The 21,807-nt window shown below is 45.4% G+C and carries 13 protein-coding genes; 6 read left to right on the plus strand and 7 right to left on the minus strand.

The window, feature by feature from the left end; all coding sequences use genetic code 11:
- Positions 1 to 36: 36 nt before the first annotated feature.
- The 4 genes from BacF7301_RS23780 (at position 37) to BacF7301_RS23795 (ending at position 7,733) form a co-directional block, all read left to right on the plus strand.
- The gene (locus tag BacF7301_RS23780) at positions 37 to 2,745 is read left to right on the plus strand and encodes a hypothetical protein (protein ID WP_209319478.1); all 2,709 of its coding nucleotides are present in this window, start codon (positions 37 to 39) and stop codon (positions 2,743 to 2,745) included.
- A gap of 242 nt (positions 2,746 to 2,987) precedes the next feature.
- Positions 2,988 to 6,686, plus strand: a complete 3,699-nt coding sequence (locus BacF7301_RS23785; RefSeq protein WP_167966696.1) for a glycoside hydrolase family 2 protein — start codon at positions 2,988 to 2,990, stop codon at positions 6,684 to 6,686.
- A gap of 162 nt (positions 6,687 to 6,848) precedes the next feature.
- A complete protein-coding gene (locus BacF7301_RS23790; protein ID WP_167966697.1) occupies positions 6,849 to 7,184 on the plus strand; it encodes a hypothetical protein in 336 nt (111 codons plus the stop codon).
- 81 nt (positions 7,185 to 7,265) lie between these two features.
- Entirely contained in the window at positions 7,266 to 7,733 is a 468-nt protein-coding gene (locus BacF7301_RS23795; protein ID WP_167966698.1) for a hypothetical protein, read from the plus strand.
- A gap of 147 nt (positions 7,734 to 7,880) precedes the next feature.
- On the opposite strand, the gene BacF7301_RS23800 is transcribed toward BacF7301_RS23795, so the two are convergent.
- From BacF7301_RS23800 to BacF7301_RS26135, 4 genes are read right to left on the minus strand one after another with little or no spacing between them, the layout of a single operon-like run.
- A complete protein-coding gene (locus BacF7301_RS23800; RefSeq protein ID WP_167966699.1) occupies positions 7,881 to 10,442 on the minus strand; it encodes a glycoside hydrolase family 3 C-terminal domain-containing protein in 2,562 nt (853 codons plus the stop codon).
- 18 nt (positions 10,443 to 10,460) lie between these two features.
- Entirely contained in the window at positions 10,461 to 12,164 is a 1,704-nt protein-coding gene (locus BacF7301_RS23805; protein ID WP_167966700.1) for a family 43 glycosylhydrolase, read from the minus strand.
- Between the two features lie 38 nt (positions 12,165 to 12,202).
- Positions 12,203 to 15,067, minus strand: coding sequence for a glycoside hydrolase family 3 C-terminal domain-containing protein (locus BacF7301_RS23810; RefSeq protein WP_167966701.1), 2,865 nt, complete (start codon positions 15,065 to 15,067; stop codon positions 12,203 to 12,205).
- A 44-nt stretch (positions 15,068 to 15,111) separates the two neighbouring features.
- Positions 15,112 to 16,035 carry a family 43 glycosylhydrolase gene (locus tag BacF7301_RS26135; RefSeq protein ID WP_369805662.1) on the minus strand — a complete coding sequence of 308 codons (924 nt, stop codon included), beginning with the start codon at positions 16,033 to 16,035 and terminating at the stop codon, positions 15,112 to 15,114.
- A gap of 1,439 nt (positions 16,036 to 17,474) precedes the next feature.
- Between BacF7301_RS26135 and BacF7301_RS23820 the strand changes: the two genes are divergently transcribed.
- Entirely contained in the window at positions 17,475 to 18,497 is a 1,023-nt protein-coding gene (locus tag BacF7301_RS23820; protein WP_167966703.1) for a helix-turn-helix transcriptional regulator, read from the plus strand.
- A gap of 88 nt (positions 18,498 to 18,585) precedes the next feature.
- Here BacF7301_RS23820 and BacF7301_RS23825 read toward each other — a convergent pair whose 3' ends face one another.
- Positions 18,586 to 19,431, minus strand: coding sequence for a patatin-like phospholipase family protein (locus tag BacF7301_RS23825; RefSeq protein ID WP_167966704.1), 846 nt, complete (start codon positions 19,429 to 19,431; stop codon positions 18,586 to 18,588).
- A gap of 223 nt (positions 19,432 to 19,654) precedes the next feature.
- Between BacF7301_RS23825 and BacF7301_RS23830 the strand changes: the two genes are divergently transcribed.
- On the plus strand, positions 19,655 to 20,176 hold the full coding sequence (locus tag BacF7301_RS23830; RefSeq protein WP_167966705.1) for a hypothetical protein: 522 nt from the start codon (positions 19,655 to 19,657) through the stop codon (positions 20,174 to 20,176).
- Positions 20,177 to 20,259: 83 nt separating this feature from the next.
- Here BacF7301_RS23830 and BacF7301_RS23835 read toward each other — a convergent pair whose 3' ends face one another.
- Both BacF7301_RS23835 and BacF7301_RS23840 read right to left on the minus strand, forming a co-directional pair.
- Positions 20,260 to 20,586, minus strand: a complete 327-nt coding sequence (locus BacF7301_RS23835) for a DUF4907 domain-containing protein (protein WP_245208289.1) — start codon at positions 20,584 to 20,586, stop codon at positions 20,260 to 20,262.
- Positions 20,573 to 21,616, minus strand: coding sequence for a Kelch repeat-containing protein (locus tag BacF7301_RS23840; RefSeq protein WP_167966707.1), 1,044 nt, complete (start codon positions 21,614 to 21,616; stop codon positions 20,573 to 20,575). Before BacF7301_RS23840 ends, BacF7301_RS23835 begins: the two co-directional genes overlap by 14 nt.
- Positions 21,617 to 21,807 lie beyond the last annotated feature (191 nt).

The following is a 21,807-nucleotide window of genomic DNA, read 5'->3' on the forward strand; positions in this document are numbered from 1 at the left end:
GAATAGTAAAATATGTATCAAACTAAAAATTTACCTATGATGAACAAAAGAGTATTAAACAGTTTTCTCTATGGAGCACTGTTGTTTTCATTAGGAACAGGAGTTGTTTCTTGCAAGGATTACGACTCGGATATCGAAGGTCTGAACAACCGCATCACAACGGTTGAGTCTGACATGGATAGATTCAAAGAAAAGATTGAAGCTGCGCTGAACGCAAACCTGACCGTACAAAGCTGGTACCCCAGTGAAGACCAGTCGCAATACACCATCGTATTGAGCAACGGAGACGAGTTATACGTCCAAGCTTCCAATAAAGCCACCCCTTTCTACCAGTTCAAGGTGGAAGAAGGTACATGGAGATATACCAAAGACAAAGGTGCGGGCTGGTATAAAGTACTGACATTCGGTACCGAACAGGAAATCGCCGGAACAGACAAAGACCAACTGTATTATGACAAGAGCAACGGTTACATCTATATCCAGAAAACGGAAGGACTGGTACAAACCACTATCACCGCAGACAAGGATACACCAATTTTGGCAGAGAACAAAGAGAATAAGACGCTCTCTGTCTATATCTACGGCGAAAACTATATTCTTCCCGTACAAGGCGGCGGTTTCAGCGGTATCAGCTCTATCCTCTTCCAGAAACAATTTGTTTTCGAAGAAGACGAGTTCCTGGAAGCAGCCAGCTATACCAATACGCAAGGTAAAGTGGTTACCGCCCATACAGCTACCGCCAAGTTCAAGATTCTGCCTAAAGACATTGATTTGTCCGAAGCAGACTTCCAGTGCGCGGATATTCACGAATTGAAGCTGACACGTGCGGAAGTGCCCCAATTGTTAGTAAATACAACTAAGAAGTTAGACGAAAACGGCATTTTGAGCGTAGAGTTGACTCCAAGTAACATGACTGCTCCTTACTACGGTGCAGTACTGGAAATCACATTGGACAAAACGACTACAAGTTCCAACTACTTCGTGGTGAAACCGACTTCCTACAGTGCCAATAATGGCGTGTTCGCTTATCGTGAGACACGTACGGTATATCAGAACTCGGAATCCTTGAAATTCGTCAGCACGGAAAGTCTCGACCTTGCCAGAACAATAGGCTGGGGATTCGGTGAAAACGAAGAAGTGAAGTTTGTAGACGAACTGGGATTCAGTGAACTCGCAGTTGCAACCACTTATGAATTGACAGAAAACCCGAACAATACGTTCGAAGTTACTGATAAAGGTGTATTAACTGCCAAAGCTCCTAACAGGTCGGGTAAAGTCAGAATAACTTATACCGTTGCCGAAGAGGAATTCTCTAAAGAAGTATTGATTTACTCACAAGATGAAGCAACCGCTAAGAACGGTATCGAATTAAGAAGTACAACAGTATCGTTGAGCGACATTGAAAGTCTGTACAAAGGTACAAAAGTCTTCATTGTGCAGAACTCCCAAACAACACTGGAAAATCTCGGTGTCACTGCGTCCAAAGCATGGAAACTGGGTACTCAAGCCAACGGCGGCAATTGGGAAGCTATCCCGATGACTACCAACCTTGCGACGATTACACAAGACACTGAGTTAGCTAATGGTGAAGTATGCCTTTACTACGATGCCGCCCAAAAGACCAGTTATCTGTTGGTAGGCCCTCAGGCTGACGGTATAGAAAGCGCTAACCTGTTCGCAATGAATGATGAAGGAACAGACAAAGCTCCTTTCACTCTCAATGAGAAAGAAGTGGGATTGTATGTAGGAAATGTAGGTACGAAGTATGTAGTGGAAGCTCCGACTGCAAAAGAGGAACTGGCTATTCAAATGTATGTAAAAGCCGGTATTGACCATCCGGATACCGACCCTAATCAGAATATACGTATATTAGGCAAGAAATTGGCAATCCCCGGTGTGTATGATGAAGAACTGGGTTACCACTTCAACGAGTTGGATTTGCGCACTACCTTGTATAATTTCAAACCTGCTGACGCTGATTTCAAAATCACATTGAATAGAGACGACCAAAATGACAAAGTTAAAGAAAAATGGGACACTAACTTCAAATGGGATGCCGACAACTATACTTTAACATTAAGTCCGGTATGGGCTCTGTATAACTTCAACTTCAACGACAAGAAAGTGAGTGATATGACAGAATCCAATAATGGTGTCAAATTCTCTTGGACATTCGATGCCGGTAAGGGAGCAACTAACTCTAACGGAAATGAACAGTGGTACATCAAAGACCCCGTTCGCCAACCAGGTGAAAACACAATTTACATGGGACTTGACAAACAGCCAAACGCAACGGGCGTCATCAGTACAGACTATGAAATCAAAGTATCTGAAATAACGGGCGATCCGGAAAAGAAGAAATTGTCAGATTTGGAAGTAGGCAAAGTGTATAAATTCGGAGATTACTTCAAAAATCACAATTTCTGGGTAAACGGTTGTTCATGGGATGTTTACGGCGGGCCTGATAATCTTACCGGAAAGGATCTTCCCGTATTAATAAAATATGATTTTGCCACAAATAAACTTGTGATAACCGATTATGCAAAGAAGTACTTTGGCAAAAGAAGGTGTGAATTAAAGTTCCAACCACAAGGTAATGAAACTACTGCCGGCTTGGAAATTGACAGTGACGAACAGACATTCAAATTAAAGGCAGTTCCGACAACGACCAATTTTCAAATAAAGATTGATTATAATACCGACTTCTCAAACCAGAACCTGTTCTTCAGAATTGTTGAGGGGTAAGTCTTATTCTCTGTACAAACTAGAGTAATACAGGTTACTTTAGAATAGGAACTCTATCAAACAACCATGCCGTGAAATCGCAAGTCTGTTACAGACCTCGAATTCCGGCATGGCTCTTTTTACAAAAAAACAAGAGCAGGGACAATTAATCACATTTTAAGCGTACATTAAGCGACACTTCATCCTAAAATTTATCGCCGGACGATATCTTTGTCTCAAAATTATTATTAACTTGTAATATCATGAATAGAATCAGCAAAGTATTTCTAGCCTGTGCGTGCAGCGCCTTCTGCATGAACGGACAAGCACAAGACAATGCTTCATGGACAAACGACTTCTCCAACACCGGAGAAACACTGAAAGTGGTGGGTCGGGGCACATGCAGTATTGCCGACAACGTATTCCGTTCCAAAGGCTCCTACGCCTTATTCGGCAACCCCGAATGGAAGAACTACTCTTTCTCTTTCAAAGCCCGTGCCCCTAAAAATGCCGAACAGGTACAAATCTGGGCGAGTTTCCGCAATTACAACCGTTTCGACCGCTATGTGGTAGGTATCAAAGGCGGACTGCAAGACGACCTCTACCTGATGCGCACCGGATATATGGGTACGGATGAGTTTATGGGTGTCCGTCCGCTGGGCTTCCACCCTGTGCCGGGAGAATGGTATCAGGTGAAAGTAGAAGTTTGCGGCAACCGTATCCGTATCTTCCTCAATGACGAGAAACAACCCCGTATCGACCTCGTGGACAAAAACGCGAACCTCGTTCCATCGGGTGAAGTTGCTTTAGGCGGCGGATGGATAGAGACTGAGTTTGACGACCTTGTCGTAACCCCGATGGCGGACGACGCACTGAAAGACGTAAAAGTAGCGGAATATAAAAAGAAAGCCACCCCTGCGGAAAAAGAAAACAAACGCCGCGAGGAACGTGCCGCCTACGCGCCCGTTCAATTAAAAGCCCTCACCGGCAGCCGCACGGACATCACGCTGGATGGCAACTGGCTCTTTATGCCTGACTATCAACTGGACAACAAGGATAAAGCTATTTCAGCACAAACTGACGATAAGGACTGGCATATCATGTCCGTCCCCAATTTCTGGAATCCTATCCGCATCTGGCTGCACGGCGAAACAATGCCCTCTCCCACCGGAGCACAGCCGAAAGGCGTATCGGACACCTACTATCAACAGGAAACCGACCGTTGCGAAAACTATACCTTTGATTACCGCCGCGTGAAATACGCCTGGTATCGCCAATGGATGGAACTGCCCGCTGACGTAGCAGGCAAGAACCTGACTCTGACCTTCGACGCTGTTTCTAAAATTGCCGAAATCTATATCAACGGCACACTGGCAGCTTCGAACATCGGTATGTTCGGTGAAATCCGGGTAGACGGCAGCCAACTGCTGAAACCCGGCAAGAACCTGCTTACAGTAAAAGTGACGCGCAACGCGGACGGCAACACTTCTTCCGATTCCAACTCTATCGACTTCTTCTACTCTTCCGTCCGCGAAAGTGAGAAAGAGGACGGTAAAGTGACCGTAAAGAAAGATATCCTGAAAGACATCGCACATGGTTTCTACGGTGATGAACCTGCCGGAATCTGGCAACCTGTGAAGCTGACTGTCACCGACCCGATGAAGGTGGAAGATGTCTTTATCAAGCCTACCTTGCAGGGCGCTACCTTCGACGTAACCATAAAGAACCACGGTAGCAAGAAGAAACAATTCGACCTTTACACGGATATTATCGACAAGGAAACCGGCTCTATGCTTTACTCCGGCCTATCTCTGCGGAAACTGAACCTCAACGCAGGCGAAGAACGAATGGAAACGTACACTATAAACGACCTGAAACCCCGTCTATGGACACCGCAGCATCCTAATCTCTATGATTTCAAGTTCCGCCTGGTTGCGGCCAAAGGCACTGAGCTGGACTGCCTGACTGAAACTTCCGGTTTCCGCACTTTTGAAGTAAAGGACGGACTTTTCTACCTGAACGGTAATAAATACTGGTTACGTGGCGGAAACCACATTCCTTTCGCACTGGCCCCCAACGATGAAAACCTGGCCAATACCTTCATGCAACTGATGAAAGCCGGAAACATTGACGTAACCCGCACGCATACCACCCCGTGGAACAAACTTTGGATGGCGGCTGCCGATAACAACGGTATCGGTGTTTCATTCGAAGGTACATGGTCATGGCTGATGATTCACTCCACACCGATTCCCGACCAACGTCTGTTGGAGATGTGGCGCGACGAATTTCTGGGACTGCTGAAAAAGTATCGCAATCATCCGTCATTACTCTTTTGGACAGTAAACAATGAAATGAAGTTCTACGACAATGACAGCGATCTGGAACGTGCCAAAGAGAAATATCGCATTATCTCGGATGTAGTGAAAGAGATGCGCCGCATCGACCCTACCCGTCCTATCTGCTTCGATTCCAACTATCAGGCCAAAGGCAAAGACAAGAAATTCGGCACCGACTTTATGAACAGCATTGATGATGGTGACATTGACGATATGCACGGTTATTACAACTGGTATGACTACTCCGTATTCCGTTTCTTCAACGGTGAATTCCAAAAGCAGTTCAAAGTGGCAGACCGTCCGCTCATCAGCCAGGAAATGTCTACGGGTTATCCCAACAATGAAACGGGGCATCCTACACGTTCTTACCAGCTTATCCATCAGAATCCCTATACATTGATAGGTTATGAGGCTTACGACTGGGCTGACCCTGCATCCTTCCTGAAAGTACAGGCATTCATCACGGGCGAACTGGCTGAAACGCTCCGCCGTTCCAACGACCAGGCTTCGGGTATTATGCACTTTGCGTTAATGACCTGGTTCCGTCAAACATACGATTATCAGAATATCGAGCCGTATCCTACTTACTATGCTTTGAAACGGGCTTTACAACCTGTATTGGTCAGCGCAGAATTATGGGGGCGCAATTTGTATGCCGGCGAGAAGTTGCCTACACGTATCTATATAGTAAACGACCGCGAGAACGGCACGGATTTGAAACCGTCGCTGCTCCATTGGGAAATACAAGACGAAACCGGAAAGCGATTGGCAAACGGTTGTGAAAATATCCCTGCCGTGAAGCATTACGCACGATATTATATCGAACCTGACATTCAGTTACCGACCTGTCTGCCTGCCAACAAGACAAAAGCCAAACTGGTATTGAAACTCACAGAGAACGGCTTGCCCATCTCTGCCAATGAATACGAGTTACTGCTCGCCCGCAAAGAATGGAATGCAGGTCAGGTGGACAACAGCAAAAAGATTGTATTATTAGATAAAGATAACACGAAAAGCGTATTCGACTTCCTGAACATCAAGTATCAACCGGTTTCTTCGGTAAAAGAATTGCTCGACAGCAAACTAAAAGCCGACCTTTGCGTCATCTCCGGACTGACAACTTGCAACGATGAAGAAAAAGAATTGCTCCGTGCCTACCAGTCAAAAGGTGGAAAACTTCTTTTCCTCAACAGCAAGGAAACTGTCAAAACCGTATATCCCGAATATATCACAGGCTGGATTATCCCGACGGAAGGCGATATTGTAATCATGGAACGCAATGACGCTCCGGTCTTTAACGACATCGACGTACTGGAACTGCGCTATTTCAATAACAATAAACGAGAAATTCCCGTGGCATGTACGGCTACCTTGAAAGCTCACCGCCACAAGAATGTAACGGAACTGGCAGGGCAAATGAAAATCCATGCTTACATTGACGGTGGCAAACCAGAAGACCGCATTGAACGGATAGAATCCATGCGCGGACTGACCATGTTACAAATAGCTGACGGAAAGGGAGAAGCCATTGTCTCCACTATGTGCACGGAAAAAGCAATGACAGACCCGATAGCAGGCAAATTGGTAGTGAATATGATAAACTGTCTGGCTACAAATAAATAGGTAAGTAAGCATTCACAACTAGTTAAAACAAAGACTACCTTACTATATAAAAGTTTGTTAGTCACAAACTTTTATATAGTATTAGTTTGTGACTAACAAACTTTTTCATATCTTTGTTGAGTCAAACAAACGCGGGTGACGTCCGCATAAGTTCTTTATATTATGGAACAATTGTTCGAAGCTATCGAAATGATAGCAAAGGCGAATCCTGACGGATTCACGGTTGATCTCACAACCTTAAAAAAGATCACAAAAGGTATTTCAGTCGCCTATCTTGAGACTCAAAACAGTTTCGGAGAAGAAGGATTGAAAAGAGTTCTTAATCATGCTTTGATGCACGAAAAGAAAGTCGGTGGATGGTTTAATGAAGAAAACAGAATGTTCTACTTCGACTCCATCAGAATTTTCACCAACCTCGAAGAAGCCAAGCTATTCGGACGTGAAAACAATCAGATTGCTATTTTCGACATCTCGCAGATGAGGCTCATCAAATTGTGATCAGGAGGGGCGAAAGCCCCTCCATTACAAAGTATATTACATTATTAAATATCCGATTATCAAAACGTAAATTGATGAATTATGAAGAATCTTGAATTACTACCTCTCCCTGCCGAGAGTAAAAAACGAATTGATGAGTTCGCAAGGCAGTATCAACGCATGGGCCATATTTCTATTGAAGTTGTGTCCTATAATGAAGGGCGATTGATTGTTCGCGCTGAACAAAAAGACTTGGTAAATGATAAGTTTCTTACCAAAAAAGAACTGACTGAACGTATTCGTGAAATGTTCAAAGGAGAAATCCCGGACGATTGGAAGCTGACCGTATCAGCAGTCAATTTCGACCGCAAAGACATCGATGGGATTACTGTTGATTGGGTTAAGAAAAGGATGGACCACTTGGGCTTAAGAAGCAAACACCTAAGCAACTATACAGGCATTGACAAATGCACGGTATCTTCACTCCTATCGGGTGATAAAGAGTTAACCAAATGGCATAAGGTAGCTTTCTATTACTTCTTTAAGTATTATGAAATTGCTAACTTCTAATCATACATAACTTTAAACAAGAAAGCGGAGCAAAAAACTCCGCTTTCTTGTTTAAAGTTAATTATACTATGATGAACCATTATACTTATCTATTTCTATAAGCATTCTTTTATAACTACTTCGCTATTCTTATTATATAAGCATAGGCTATAAACCGATTACCGTCTGCAAACGAATATCTTTGGAAGATGCACCGACCATGATGTCAAATATGCCTTCAGGCATTACAAACTGCTCTTTTGCCGTATCCCAATAACGAAGTTGTTCTTTATCAAGCTCAATATCTACGGTACGGCTCTCGCCCGGTTTCAAAGGGACACGTTGGAAGCCTTTCAGTTCTTTTATCGGAACGATGCCGCCTGTTTCGGGGATTCGCACGTACACCTGTGCCACTTCATCGCCTTTTCTCTTTCCGGTGTTCTTCAAACGGAAGGAAACAGTGACTTTATTTGCGCTGTCTTTTACTTTCAAATCGCTATACTTAAAAGAAGAATAGCTCAGTCCGTAGCCAAAAGGATAAAGGACGTCGCCCTTGAAATACTTATAAGTACGCCCCTTCGTGACATCGTAATCATCGAACGGCGGCAGTTCATCCAACGATTTGTAATAAGTGAGTGGCAAACGTCCGGCAGGATTATAATCACCGAATAATACGTCGGCAACAGCCGTTCCGCCTTGCTCGCCCGGATACCAGGCATTCACGATGGCAGGAATATGTTCGTCCATCCAGTTGATAGCCAATGAACTTCCTGCAACGAGGACAACGACTATGTTCGGATTCACTTTATAGATTTCCTGCAAGAACTCTCTTTGGTCTGCCGGAAGCTGAATATCGTATCTATCCTGTCCTTCGCGTTCTATCGACTTATTGATTCCCATTACGGCAACCACCGTCTCACATTCACGGACAGCTTTTCCGGCTTCTCCATACAAATCAAGACGGGTAGCCTTTCCTGTTTGCGGAACTTTCCATTGCAATTTTGCAATGGCATAATCACGGTTATCGTAATATTCGGCTTTTAATTGATAGTTTTTTCCTGCTTCGAGATAGATAGAAGCAGAGTCCGTAGATACCGCATGCGCCGACCATGCGTCAATCAACAACTGGTCGTCAATGCTTAAACGGCAACCGTCATCCGAAGTAAAGCTGAATGTATAGCGACCGGAGATAGTCGGTTTCAGTTTACCCGTCCAACGAATAGAAAGCGGAGATTTAGGCAGAAACGGGTCGGGCGCCTGGTTGGCAGGTTCAAAGTTAATCCAGTTTTCCGTGCGCACTTTGGGAGTACCTTTCAAATGAGTATCTTCAAAATATTCCGCTTTCAATCCTTCGGGGAAGTTCTCGCCTTGAATCAATTCCAGTCCGTCGGCGGCAGATTTCCAGGGAGCATATACTACTTTTACTTTATCGCCTACCCTGTTTTTGATTCCCTGCAAGATGGAAACAGGCTCTACTACCGGTGCACCGCTATAATCTCCAAACTCGCATTTGCCTGCATTGATACCAACCACTGCTATCGACTTTAACTTATCGGCATTCAACGGAAGCATGTTCTTTTTATTCTTCAACAGAACAATGCATTGGCGGGCAACGTCCAAAGCTATCTCCTGATGCTCTTTCGAGCCAATCACCGACGGGGAGATTTTAGTATACGGATTGCGTTCCGTTCCATCAAAAAGTCCCAGTTTCATACGGGCTGTCAGGACGTTATAGGCAGCCGAATCAATGTCGGCGTCGGATACCATATATTGCTTGTAGGCATTCAGGAGATATTGGTCATAGACATCGTCGCCACACTCCAAATCAAGTCCTGCTTTAATGGATAAAGTAGCCGCCGCTTCTTTCGTTTTTACATATTTATGGGCGTTTACAAGTAAGGATGGCCCCCCGCAATCGGAAACGACATATCCCCGAAATCCCCAGTCCTGACGCAATACCTTTTGCAACAGCCAGGCGTTCAGCGTACAGGGTACATCGTTCAATGCGTTATAGGCAGTCATGATGGAAGCGGCTTTTCCTTCCTTCACACACATCTCGAAAGCAGGGAAATAATATTCACGCAATTGCTTTTCGGAGATTTGCGGATTGCAGACAAAGCGGTTGTGTTCCTCATTATTGGCGGCGAAATGCTTGGGAGTGGAAACGATTTTCAGATAATGCGGGTCATCGCCTTGCAGTCCCTGCACAAAAGCAGTTCCCATAATTCCACTGAGGAAAGGGTCTTCCCCGTACGTTTCCGGGGTACGCCCCCAACGAGGGTCACGTGCCATATTCACGGTAGGCGACCAAAAGGTCAGCACATCACTGAATTGCTCTTTCTGCTCCCTGCCCTGCTCCAGTTCATTCCAACGGGCACGCGCCTCATCCGAAATCACGATAGCGACCCGCTTCTGTAAATCAGGATTCCAGGTGGCGGCCAGGCCGATGGCTTGCGGGAATACGGTAAAACGTCCCGGGCGTACCACTCCATGCAGCGCTTCATTGCCATGATAGTATTTATCAATGCCCAAACGGGGAATGGCGGGAGAAGTGGCACGCAGCAGACTTATCTTTTCTTCCACCGTCATGCGGGAGAGTAAATCCGTCACTCGTTCGTGTACGGGCGCATTTTCATTCTTATACAATTCTTGCGCCTGTATAAAAGAACAGGACATCACAGACAAGGCACCTGCCAGTAAAAACGTTCTATACCTATTTATTAGCTCCATTTTTCTATTTTACATTGTTTAATTACTAATGCCGTTCTCATTGAATGCTGTTATCGAGAAATAATATTCCGAATCCCTGTTAAAGTAACGGGCTTCATATTGATGGTCGAAGACTGTCACGGCGTGCGTCAACTTATCTTTTTGAGTTCCCCATCGCAATACGTATCCGGTAGCCCCCTTTTGCGCATCCCAGGTGAAGCGGTAGATTCGTTTATCTTCCTGATTACGGATAGCCCGGAAGCCGGTTACTTTAGAAGGAACTGCGCCTTCACCCTTGCCAAATATACGAAAACCGGACAAAGAAAAACATCCTTCCATATCCTTTGTGTTACAAATTCGCAGGTATCGGAGATTCACAGGCTTATCCAGTGGATACAGGCAATGGGGTTCGTCTTTCGTATTTTCCTTTTCATCAATCAGGGTTATCCATTTCCTTCCGTCTGTCGAGCCTTCGATAACGAATTGATAAACGACCGGCGGATGTGGTGCAAAGACTTTAAAATTATGGTCGGCAAAGTTCACGTGTACGGCATTTACCGACATGGGAGTTTGTAAATCGACTTGCAGCCATTCGTTCTTTTTTCCGGTTTCGGCAGCCCACCAGGTTTCAATCTGTTCGTCATTGGCCTTAGACGGTTCGTAGCCGGTGAGGGCGGAAGAAGCCTGTACCGGTTTCCGGTATGAAAGCAGGTTCCATCCCATGCTTAAATCGGTCTTGTCAAAGTCCGTTTTCCGGTCGGGAATCGAGAAAGGATAATCCGACCAGGCTGTATGTGCGTACATGCCGTTGCGGGTAGAGATAGCTACGGGAAAAAGTCCCAGCCTACGCTCAAACCAATGGCGGACGGAAATGGTCATAGAGGCTACGTGCCAGTAGTTTCCATATTTATCTTGGAAAGTATGCCCATGCCCTGCTCCACCGATGAAGCCGCCCGGTTTGAATGAAAACGGATTATCTTCCATGTATTCAAATGGGCCTAAAGGCGTATCTCCTACATAAATTCCATCTCCATAAATACGATATTGAGTGCCGGGAGCCGCGTACTGCAAATAGTAGCGTCCTTCAAATTTCAGCATGCAAGGGCCTTCGTTCCATCCCTGGCGTGGTTCTTCATTATTCTTGCCGGGGACTTCCCAACCGTATTTATCACCATGATGCGCTATCAGTTCTTTGGCTTCACCTATCTCCCGGAAGCCGTCTTTCGGGTCTACTTCCACGCCCATGATTGGCTCTTTATCCGAGCAGCCCCAATACATATATACTTTGCCGTCGTCGTCTTTGTAGAAGGCGGGGTCGTGCAGACGGTAGGTCAGTTTGGTATCTACGGCTTCCCAGGCATCTTTTTCCGGGTGAGCATTCTTGAAGATTTGAGTTTGCCCGCTGGAAGCTGTGAAGTACAGCGTGTCTCCTATCGGAAGAATGGTGGGAGCATAATCTTCCAAGGTAGGGATGGTAGTGCAGGGAATGTATTCCCAGTCCGCCAAATCTTCAGAACGCCAATAGCCGCCGGACTTGGATGCAAACAGATAATAATAGCCTTTAAAGTACTCCAGTACCGGGTCGGCAGCTTCACGACGTGATTCGTCTTGCGGCTGAAAGCGGTAGTTCAGATTGATGGGGTTCGTCACAATCCTATGTTTGGCTATCCGCTTCTCGGATGAACAGGAAGCGATACATCCTGCCATTACGCCTGCTATTAACAGGTAAGTAGCTCTTTTCATGGTGTTTTTCTTTTTAGTTGTTCCGGCGAATGGCGACTCTACAGAGCCACCATTTTATACTTGGTAGTAAAGGCAACGGGTTGCTTGCTGTCTTTATTCAGCTTGAACGGAATCAATTTTTCTTCTCCTGCTCCCAGTTCATAATGGATGGCATCACCTATCTTTATACCGTCAATAAACATTTCAACTTTACCAATATCCATCAATGAACCTTCATTCTTCACGCTTACCCATACGGTCTTCTGATTCTTCGTCAAATTCTCTTCTACCTTTGATATAGAGAGATTGAAGTTGGCGCCAAACTCATGCGTATAATTAAGCATGCCGGATACGCCTTTCTTCTTATCGCTGAAGCCTACACTGTGCTTGATTTCATTGTTAGCTTTGTAATCGGGGCTCATGCCGCCGACGCATATTTTGAATTCTCCTTTTTCCACGACTCTGTCCATATGGTCGTTGAGCAGGGATATGTCGTAGGGTGTCAGTTCAAAAGAGACGGTTTTCGATTCTCCCGGCTGCAAGTGAACACGGTCGAAGTCTTTCAGTTCCATGACGCGGGTCTTTACACTGGCGTACATATCCGTCACATACAATTGCGCCACTTCGTCACCGGCACGGCTTCCTACATTCTTCACGGTAGCCTGAACAGTTACATTGCCGTTCGGTTGTTCCTTAATCTTCAAGTCTGAGTATTCAAAAGAAGTGTAGCTAAGTCCGAATCCGAAGCGGTAAAGCGGATAATATTCCATATCTACATATTCGTAACGACGACCTGAAGTCTTGAAGTTATAATATAGAGGGAGTTGTCCTACGTGGCGCGGGAAAGTCATAGGTAAGCGACCGCCGGGGTTGTAGTCACCGAACAGAACATCTGCCATTGCCGGACCGCCTTCCTGTCCCGGAAGCCAGTTTACAAGAATCGCTTTACACATTTCTGATGCTTTCAGAATGTCGTAGGGACGTCCTGCCTGAAGAATCAGGATGACCGGTTTCCCTGTTGCGCAAACGGCTTCCAACAGTTCCTGTTGTTTGCCGGGCAGAATCAGGGTAGCCCAGTCGTTGTTCTCTCCGCACGTTTTGCGGACATCAGTGGTGGCTTCACTGGTGGAGCAGTCACCCAATACCATTACTACAACGTCCGATTGGGAAGCTGCTTTGACAGCCTTAGGGATATTCGTTGCGTTCGGATTTGTAAAGTCGCAACCTTGTTCATAGAGAACTTTCGTTTGTTTGCCTACGGCATCTTTGATACCCGTCAGTACGGATTTCAATTGTCCTGGCTGTAATTTCGGGGTGTAATCGCCCGGTTGAAGGTCGTCCGCTCCGGGGCCTAACACTGCAATAGTACGCAGGGTCTTGGTCAGAGGCAGAAGATTGTCTTTGTTTTCCAACATTACAATAGATTCACGTGCTGCCTGGCGTGCCATTTCTTTGTGGCTGTCCGAGTTCCATCCCGGATAGATTTTCTTCCAATCCAACGGTTTGCAAGGGTTCTTCTCGAAGAGTTCGTTGCGGAACATGGTAGATAGCATGGTACGACATACGTTATCCAGGTTTTCCATGTTGATGCGTCCGTCTTTGGCGGCTTGAATCACTTCCTTATTATTATAGGTATCACCGCAATTGGTAGCGATGCCGGCAGCCAATGCCTGGTTGGCAGCTTCAATCTTATCTTTTGCCGTATAATGCTTACGCGCAGTCAGATTTCCGATAGCGCCGCAGTCGCTGACAATAAATCCGTTGAATCCCCATTCCTGGCGTAAAATCTGTTGGAGCAATTCCGTACTTTTGGCAACAGGAATTCCCATATAGTCGGAGTAAGCCATCATCAAAGACTGGCAATCGTAGTTGCGGATAGCATGACGGAACGGAACCAAATGCACTTCGCGCATTTCACGCTCGGACAGTCCGATGTCGTGCGAATCACGTCCGCCTAATGGGGCACCGTGTCCGCCGAAGTGTTTGGGAGTGGTAAACAAGCCTCTGGATTGATAGCCCTTAATCCATGCACCGCCAATTTGTGAAACCAGTACGGGGTCTTCTCCGAAAGTTTCTTCACAGCGTCCCCAACGTGCATCCTGTGCAACGTCCAATACGGGCGACCATGCCTGTTTGGTATTTGCCGCTACCGTCTCGTCACCGATAACCATCGCCACTTCTTCCGTCAGTTTTCTGTTCCAGGTAGCTCCCATTGCCAGGGCTTGCGGGAAAATAGTTGCGCCGCTACCGTATGAGAAGCCGTGTACCGCTTCTACCTTTGTAATAGGCGGCACATATAAATGAGGGATACCGGGGATGCCCCATCCTTCACGAATCAGTTCCATTTTATCTTCCGGCGTCATCACCGCCAACAGGCTTTCCACACGTTCTTCTACGGGAAGAGACGCGTCCATATAACGGCGGTCAGTTACTTTACCTTTGCTGTCCGTCAGAACCTTTTCCGCTACGAGCACGGAAATCTCCTTTAGAGAAAAAGGCTTATCCAACTTTCCGGGTTTGAAGTTTAGTTTGACATGAGCACCATATTTAGGAGTGAATTTCACTTTCATTTGTTTGTCATTCCCTTCTACCTGGTAATTTACGGGAGTTCCCAGGTTCATTGGGTCATAAGTGACAAAAATATCCAATGCATCTTTTAGCTCGTTTTTGTTGATGCCCTGCATCTGAAGATCCAGTTCGCAGACATCGCCGGGTTGTTGGATAGTAAACATCAGCCATTGCTCGGCCTTTAATGCCTGAGAGGGGATTGTCCACATTGTCTTTACATTCTTATCAAATGCCAAAGAAGCATTTTCCGCATTTGCAGAAGCCGATACCGACAGGATATCGCTTTGTTGCTGCGCCATTGCTACTGAACATGACAATAATCCTACTGCCAGCATCCATTTCATTTTGTTTTTCATGTTATGTTCGTTTTTCAAATATTATTAGTATTCTGTTTATCTATTTATTTGGTCTGCTTTACCATTTGGATAGTACCGTCCGGATTATGATACAGTTTATCTACACAGATGGAACGCAGCCAGTCATGTCCGGACAGCGCGCTGTTATGATAGAAAGCATACCATTGCCCCTTGAACTTAACAATAGAGCCGTGATTCGTGTAACTGTCTGTCGGTTCCATGTAGATACCTTTCGATTCCCAAGGACCTAGCGGGGAGTCACTGATAGCATAACGCATCCGGTTATCCCCTTTCACGCCGTCGTTCCAGTTTTCATCATGATTGTCGGAGTAAGACAGATAATATTTGCCGTTATATTTGTGAATCCAGGCTGCTTCGTGGAAGTCTTCCAATCCTTTCATCAATTGCATCGGGCCATCCAGTTCTATCATATTGTCTTTCAGTTTGCCACCTTTGCAAATGCCGCCACCGCCATTGTAGACATAAGCCTGCCCGTCATCGTCCACAAAAACACAAGGGTCGATCATCGGATCCATTCCCTCGATATATCCCTGCACTTTGAATCCTTCGGCCGGCTTGTTACTGGTAGCTACTCCAATCTTCCAACTGCCGTCCCAAGCTGTCTCGCTGGGATGAGGAAAATAGAAATAATAAGTACCATTCCTGTAAGCGCAGTCCGGCGCCCACATGAAACCACCCTCTTTCCGTCCCCAGGGTACTTGTTCAGAACTAAGAATCTCTCCGTGGTCTGTCCAAGTCACCATGTCATCGGTTGAGAACACATGATAACGGTCCATCAAATCACAGCCGCGCGGCGGGGCAATGTCATGGGAAGCATATACATACAAACGCCCGTCTTTCCAGACATGAGCCGAAGGGTCTGCCGTGTACATATGCCGAATAAAAGGATTAGGAGTTGCCGGATTCAGGCTAGTATTCAAGGCTGTCGCCTTCTCTTTCCGTAATATCTTGCCGGCTTCACCGACCAGTTTCAAATAATGGTCGCTTTCTACCCCTTCCTCGATAGGTACAAACGTACTTTCGCCTACCGGAACTTTCCTGGCGCATTTAAAGATAGCCGTTCCTTCGTCTATTTCATCAAACATAGCTACATAAATCATTTCGGCACCTGCCCGAATAGCCCCCATCAACTGATCCCAAAGAAAAGAACCTTTATTACGGGGAATCAATGAATTATGTTCTTTACCCTTCATATTCGCCCATGAGAAGCCCGGGAAAACCAAAGGAGCATAATCAACCATGTTCTTCTTTGCCCACTGAATATCTTCTTCCACCAGTTTCTGATATTTCGGATAAGTCGTTTGATTGTAGCGTCCCACAAACCAGGGCATGATAATATCACATTTTCTGATAAGCGCGTGCAACTGAGGGTCTGATTCCGTATCTCCTTTCAGTTCGCGCCACTGGGTAGGTACGCCGAGCATCACACTGAATCCCTGAGATTTCAAGCCGTCGATGATACGCGCAGCTTCTTTCAGTCCATAACGCCGGTTATCATTGAATCCCACTCCCCATACCGTAACCAGCGGTTTGCCGTTGTGATACAGATAGGAAGAATTCTTTGCCCGATTCTTGATAGAATACCGCTGCGCAATCTCCGCTATGTCTTTGAGCAGAAACTCTTCCTCTCCCGGTTTCATTCCACTCAAATCATACATCACACAGATAGCACGCTCATACTTATTAGCAGCTTTCATTGCCGAATTCAGCACTTTATTGAAATGCTTCATCCCGCTTTCGTTCCGAATCTCCGTGATAAAACGCTGCATGAATACTCCGTCCAGTCCATACTCTTTCATCCACTTGAAATGAACATTGACGGTAGACTCATCATAAGAAGAAAAAACAGAAGCCTGTTTGCCGTCCGCAAAAGTAAACTCCGTTTTATAGAGTTTCTTGTATTCCGACACTTCCGGCCACATATCCACCGAACAGGAACCCGGACGAAACCCCTCACGACCATTGTAATGATGCCAACCACGGCCGGAGCCGTCACCAGGGGTATTGAACCACCCCTGATAACCAGCCATGACCAATCCTTTGTAAGAATCATACTGTTTCCTGCCGGATTGTGCCGTCGCCCCTATTGAAAACAATAAAAATACCAATAACCAATCAAACCTTTTTACCATCTTATTCCTTTGTTTTTCATGTTATACTTTTAAGTCTTTAAAACTATTTTCAGCAAAGTAAAGGGGCACCCCTTAATAAATTCCGCTAAAGTCAATTAATAATGACTTAAAATCGAATTAATTGAGGAAAAAGAGGGAAAGAACCGGAAAAAGACACCTGTTTACGGAGATATTACAGGAATAAAGACAGACAGTCTCTTTGTTTTCCTGAATTTATTTTTCTACTTTTGAAGCAAATCTTTATTCTTCTGCTTATGCCAGCCAATAGAAATGCCTTGATTCGTTATAAAACGATTGACAACTGTCTGCGTAATCCTTACCGACGCTGGACGTTGGAAGATTTGATGGACGCCTGTTCGGATGCCCTTTATGAATATGAGGGCATTGACAAAGGAATAAGCAAACGTACCGTGCAGATGGATATCCAGATGATGCGCAGCGAGAAGCTGGGGTATAACGCCCCGATTGTAGTGTACGAGAATAAATACTATAAATATGAAGACCCGGAATACAGCATCACGCAAACTCCGCTGAACGAACAGGATTTGAAAACAATGTCGGAAGCTGTGGAAGTATTACGACAGTTCAAAGGATTCTCTTACTTCACGGAAATGAGCGATATTATCAATCGCTTGGAAGACCATGTCGCTTCCGCACGAATGAAGACAACTCCGGTCATCGACTTCGAAAAGAATGAATCACTGAAAGGACTGGATTATCTGGACATCATCTATCACGCCATCGTAAACGAGCATCCGATACGGATTAAATATCGTTCGTTCAAAGCACGTTCGGCAAACGAATTTATTTTTTATCCTTATCTATTAAAAGAATACCGGAACCGTTGGTTTGTCTACGGAGTAAGGAGAAGGGGACGCATGTTGCAAAATTTAGCTTTGGACAGGATACACTCCTTAGAAGTCCTGCAACAAGAACAATCTATAAAGAATACATTCTTCGACCCGAATACATTCTTTGACGACCTGGTCGGAGTGACCAAGAACTCAGGAAGCAAAGCGGAAAAAGTAGGTTTCAAAGTGAGAGCCGACGAAGCGCCTTACATCATAACCAAGCCGATACATCACAGCCAGCAATTGATAGAAGAACTGGCTGACGGAAGCGTCATACTGGAAATCAAGGTAGTCATCAACCATGAACTGGAACGGGTATTCTTCGGATATGCCGACGGAATACAAATCCTGTATCCGAAGACATTGGTAGAATTGATGGGCAAGAAACTAAAAAGAGCTGCCGAACAATATACAAACTCACAATGAACAGGAAACCACAGTGAACAGGAAGCATAGCCAATATTCAACAATCTTATCCGCCATATGGAGAGAAACAAAGAGCAGGAAGAATCCTTTATCCTTCAAATAAAGTTCTTGCGCACTCATATCCTTCCTGATAAAACTCCGTCAGCTTCTGCACATCTTTCTCGATGCGGTCTACGGCTACCGGTTTCAACGGACGGATAACGACAATCTTTCCTTCATCTTCCATGCGCTCCACCATCTCCAACTGTTCATTGTACAGGGCACAACGCCGGCTCAACGCTTCGCGCAAATTCGGATATTTGCGATATACGAATGACGGGACACGAATATCTTTGGAATCTTTCCGGTAACCACGGTTGCGGGTGAGCACAACGAGATTGCGCGTATAACCATCGGCAATGGCACGCAACAGAGGAATGGAGTCCACAATTCCCCCGTCGAGCATCGGAATACCGTCTACATAAGCAATGGGACAGACAATAGGCAAACTGCTGGAAGCACGGACAATATCAATCACCCGGTTCTTGTCTTTCTTCTCTTCAAAATAGTTGGCTTCTCCCGTCAGGCAGTTTGTAGTCACCATGACGAAACGTTCGGGCGAAGCAAAGTATGTTTCGTAATCATAAGGAAGAATATGTTCCGGAAATTCATTGAACAACAAATCGAAATCGAGGATATTCCGTTTCTTGAGCAGATGTTTCAGACCGATATAATTGTACTTCTCCAACAGGTCGATATTGCTGTATTTGGCACGTCCCCGTTGACGGGAAGCATAAGAAAGCCCGTTGCACGCTCCGGCAGATACCCCTATCACATAAGGGAACCGAATGTCGCAATCCATCAAATAATCGAGTACGCCGCAAGTAAATACGCCGCGCATTCCCCCGCCTTCCAACACTAATCCGGTACATTCATCTATTTCTAAGTTCTTCATTCTTATCTCCCCTTTTTTTTATTTATCACTCTCTTTACAGACTCTGCCCTATTACTGTTTGTGCATATTTATTATAAAAACAAACGAAAAAGACAGATTATCCGGCAAAAGTAGCAAATATTTAAACAAAATCTTGTTTTTTTGCTTCAATCTACGTAACTTTAGGCTAGCTTTATTGTTTAAGTAGGAAAAAATCAAAAAGTCCTGCCCGCAGGCAAGCACCATGAGAATACAGTTTGAGATTAAAGAAAGATTGCCGGAAATCATTGAAGAAATCATGCATTCCGAGAAATGGCAAACTTCCGTAAAGGAAGAAATCAGCGGTCGGACGACCGTTGTGATTCGTGACCAGGCGTATGGTTCTGAAGCTACAGTTGAAATCTATGCTGCATCCGTCGAAATCAAAACCGCATGGTCTAAGTACACCTATCGTATATTTGTAACCAACGACATCGTGTGGTGCGAATATAACGGCGCCTATCGTGGATTATTGGAACAAGTACTCCTACCGACCATCACTCCGAAAGAAGGGCTGCTCAATTCGGACGTGACCGAGAGCTCGCTTTATGGAAATGAACCTAAAAAACTAAGGGAATATGCCGAAGATAACCTGAAGCTGAAGCAATTCCGCCGCGAGAATTTCAATGAACAAAAGAGTGGAACTGCACAATTCGACCATCCGAAACGTGTATATGATGAGTTCATCAAGGAAGATTATGTAATTAACCCTCAAAAGGGGGAGTAATCCACACCTTAGTATTGAGTTTGTGCCACCTCATTGGCACAGTCGTGCCAACGAAGTGGCATGACTGTGCCAACGAAGTGGCATTAGTACACAATCCCCAAGTACTCCAGATCCCCCTTCGATATAGTAAATTCATCTCCTGCTTCTATACGTTCAAGAACTAAATTTCCTACTCGCCGGGCATCCTGCTCTGCACGGAAAGCTCTTTTTCCGGCAACGGCAGGAATGAAAGGCTGAACAATAATCGTACGTTCTCCCTCATAGATTTTATAACCGTATCCGTCCTCTCCGAGTTTCATCACTTCCAAATGGTAGCGGTCTGCGGGAGTCATGTTCCGGTAACAGACAAACCCGGCGGTAAGTAACAGGATAAGGCATCCAATACCTGTTATTATCTTATTTTTCTTCATATTCATAAGGTTTCAACTCCCAGGTATCGTCATAATAGGACGAGGAAGTACTACCACCGGTCGTTATAAATCCCCGTGTTCCTGTGGAAAAGCAAACAGCTTTCGCACGTGCGCTGCCCTCGAAATCGGTCAGGTCTTCACCTTCCCACAAATCCGTAGAAGGGTCATATATCCAATAGTTGGTACGCAAGCTCCCACCCGCAGCCTGTCCTACGGCCAGATATCCTTTACCGTCAATCACAAAAGCACAGCCATAGCAGCGTGCGATAGAAGTATAGTCGTCATCATAATCATCATCACTGGAATCTTTGATGTCACGCAGTTGCTTCCAGGGATTGGATGCATTCGACGGGTCAAAGCACCAAAAGTCCGTGACATCCGAGTTATTATTCTCACCACCGCAGATATAGGCTACATCATCAATGATAAAAACCTGTCCGCCCTGGCGCTTCTGTCCACCGAAGCCATTGATAAGCGTCCATTCTCCCTTATCACCCACCGAAGGGTCAAAGCGGTAAAAATCCTTCTGATAGTTATCATCGTAGCCCGTACCCAAATAACCGTATTGCCCGATGCCGAAAGAAAGTGCATAACGGCGTCCTCCCCCGGGAAAGTCCGCCATCTGTTTCCAATCATTCGTTGCCGGGTCATATTGCCAGCAATCTTTCAGAAACGAACTGGTCTTAGCGTCATATCCTGTGGCAATATATCCTTTCGTCCCTACAGAAAAGCCTGTCGCCGCGTTCCGGGCAATGGCTTCTTCACTCATGTCTTTGCATTGAGTCCACCAGTCATTATCAATATCATACTCCCAGCAATCTTTCAGGCGGTCTTTGTTGCTTCCCCGGTATCCGCCGCAAATATACCCTTTGTTGCCAATAGTAAACCCGGCAGCATCATTACGTGCCACCCCATCAAAATCAGAACGGCGATACCACACACCTGCCGTATATTCCGTATCCTCCGTACATGCCGCCAATGAGAGCAGTACGACCACCATGCAAAGTAATTTATTCATTTTTCTATCCATTAAATATGTCGTTTATTACCCGCAAAAGTAGGGGGCAACGGGCACGGATAAAAAAACTATCGACAAACAGATATATTCTGTCTACCAACGAAATTGAGGTCGACAAATAACAAGACTTAGTCGATAGTTTTTGGGGAGACTGCTTAAAAGCTCTTCTTTTGCCGTCACAAAACCAATTTCATTAGTATTGC

The sequence above is a fragment of the Bacteroides faecium genome (genome assembly GCF_012113595.1).
Taxonomy (GTDB): domain Bacteria; phylum Bacteroidota; class Bacteroidia; order Bacteroidales; family Bacteroidaceae; genus Bacteroides; species Bacteroides faecium.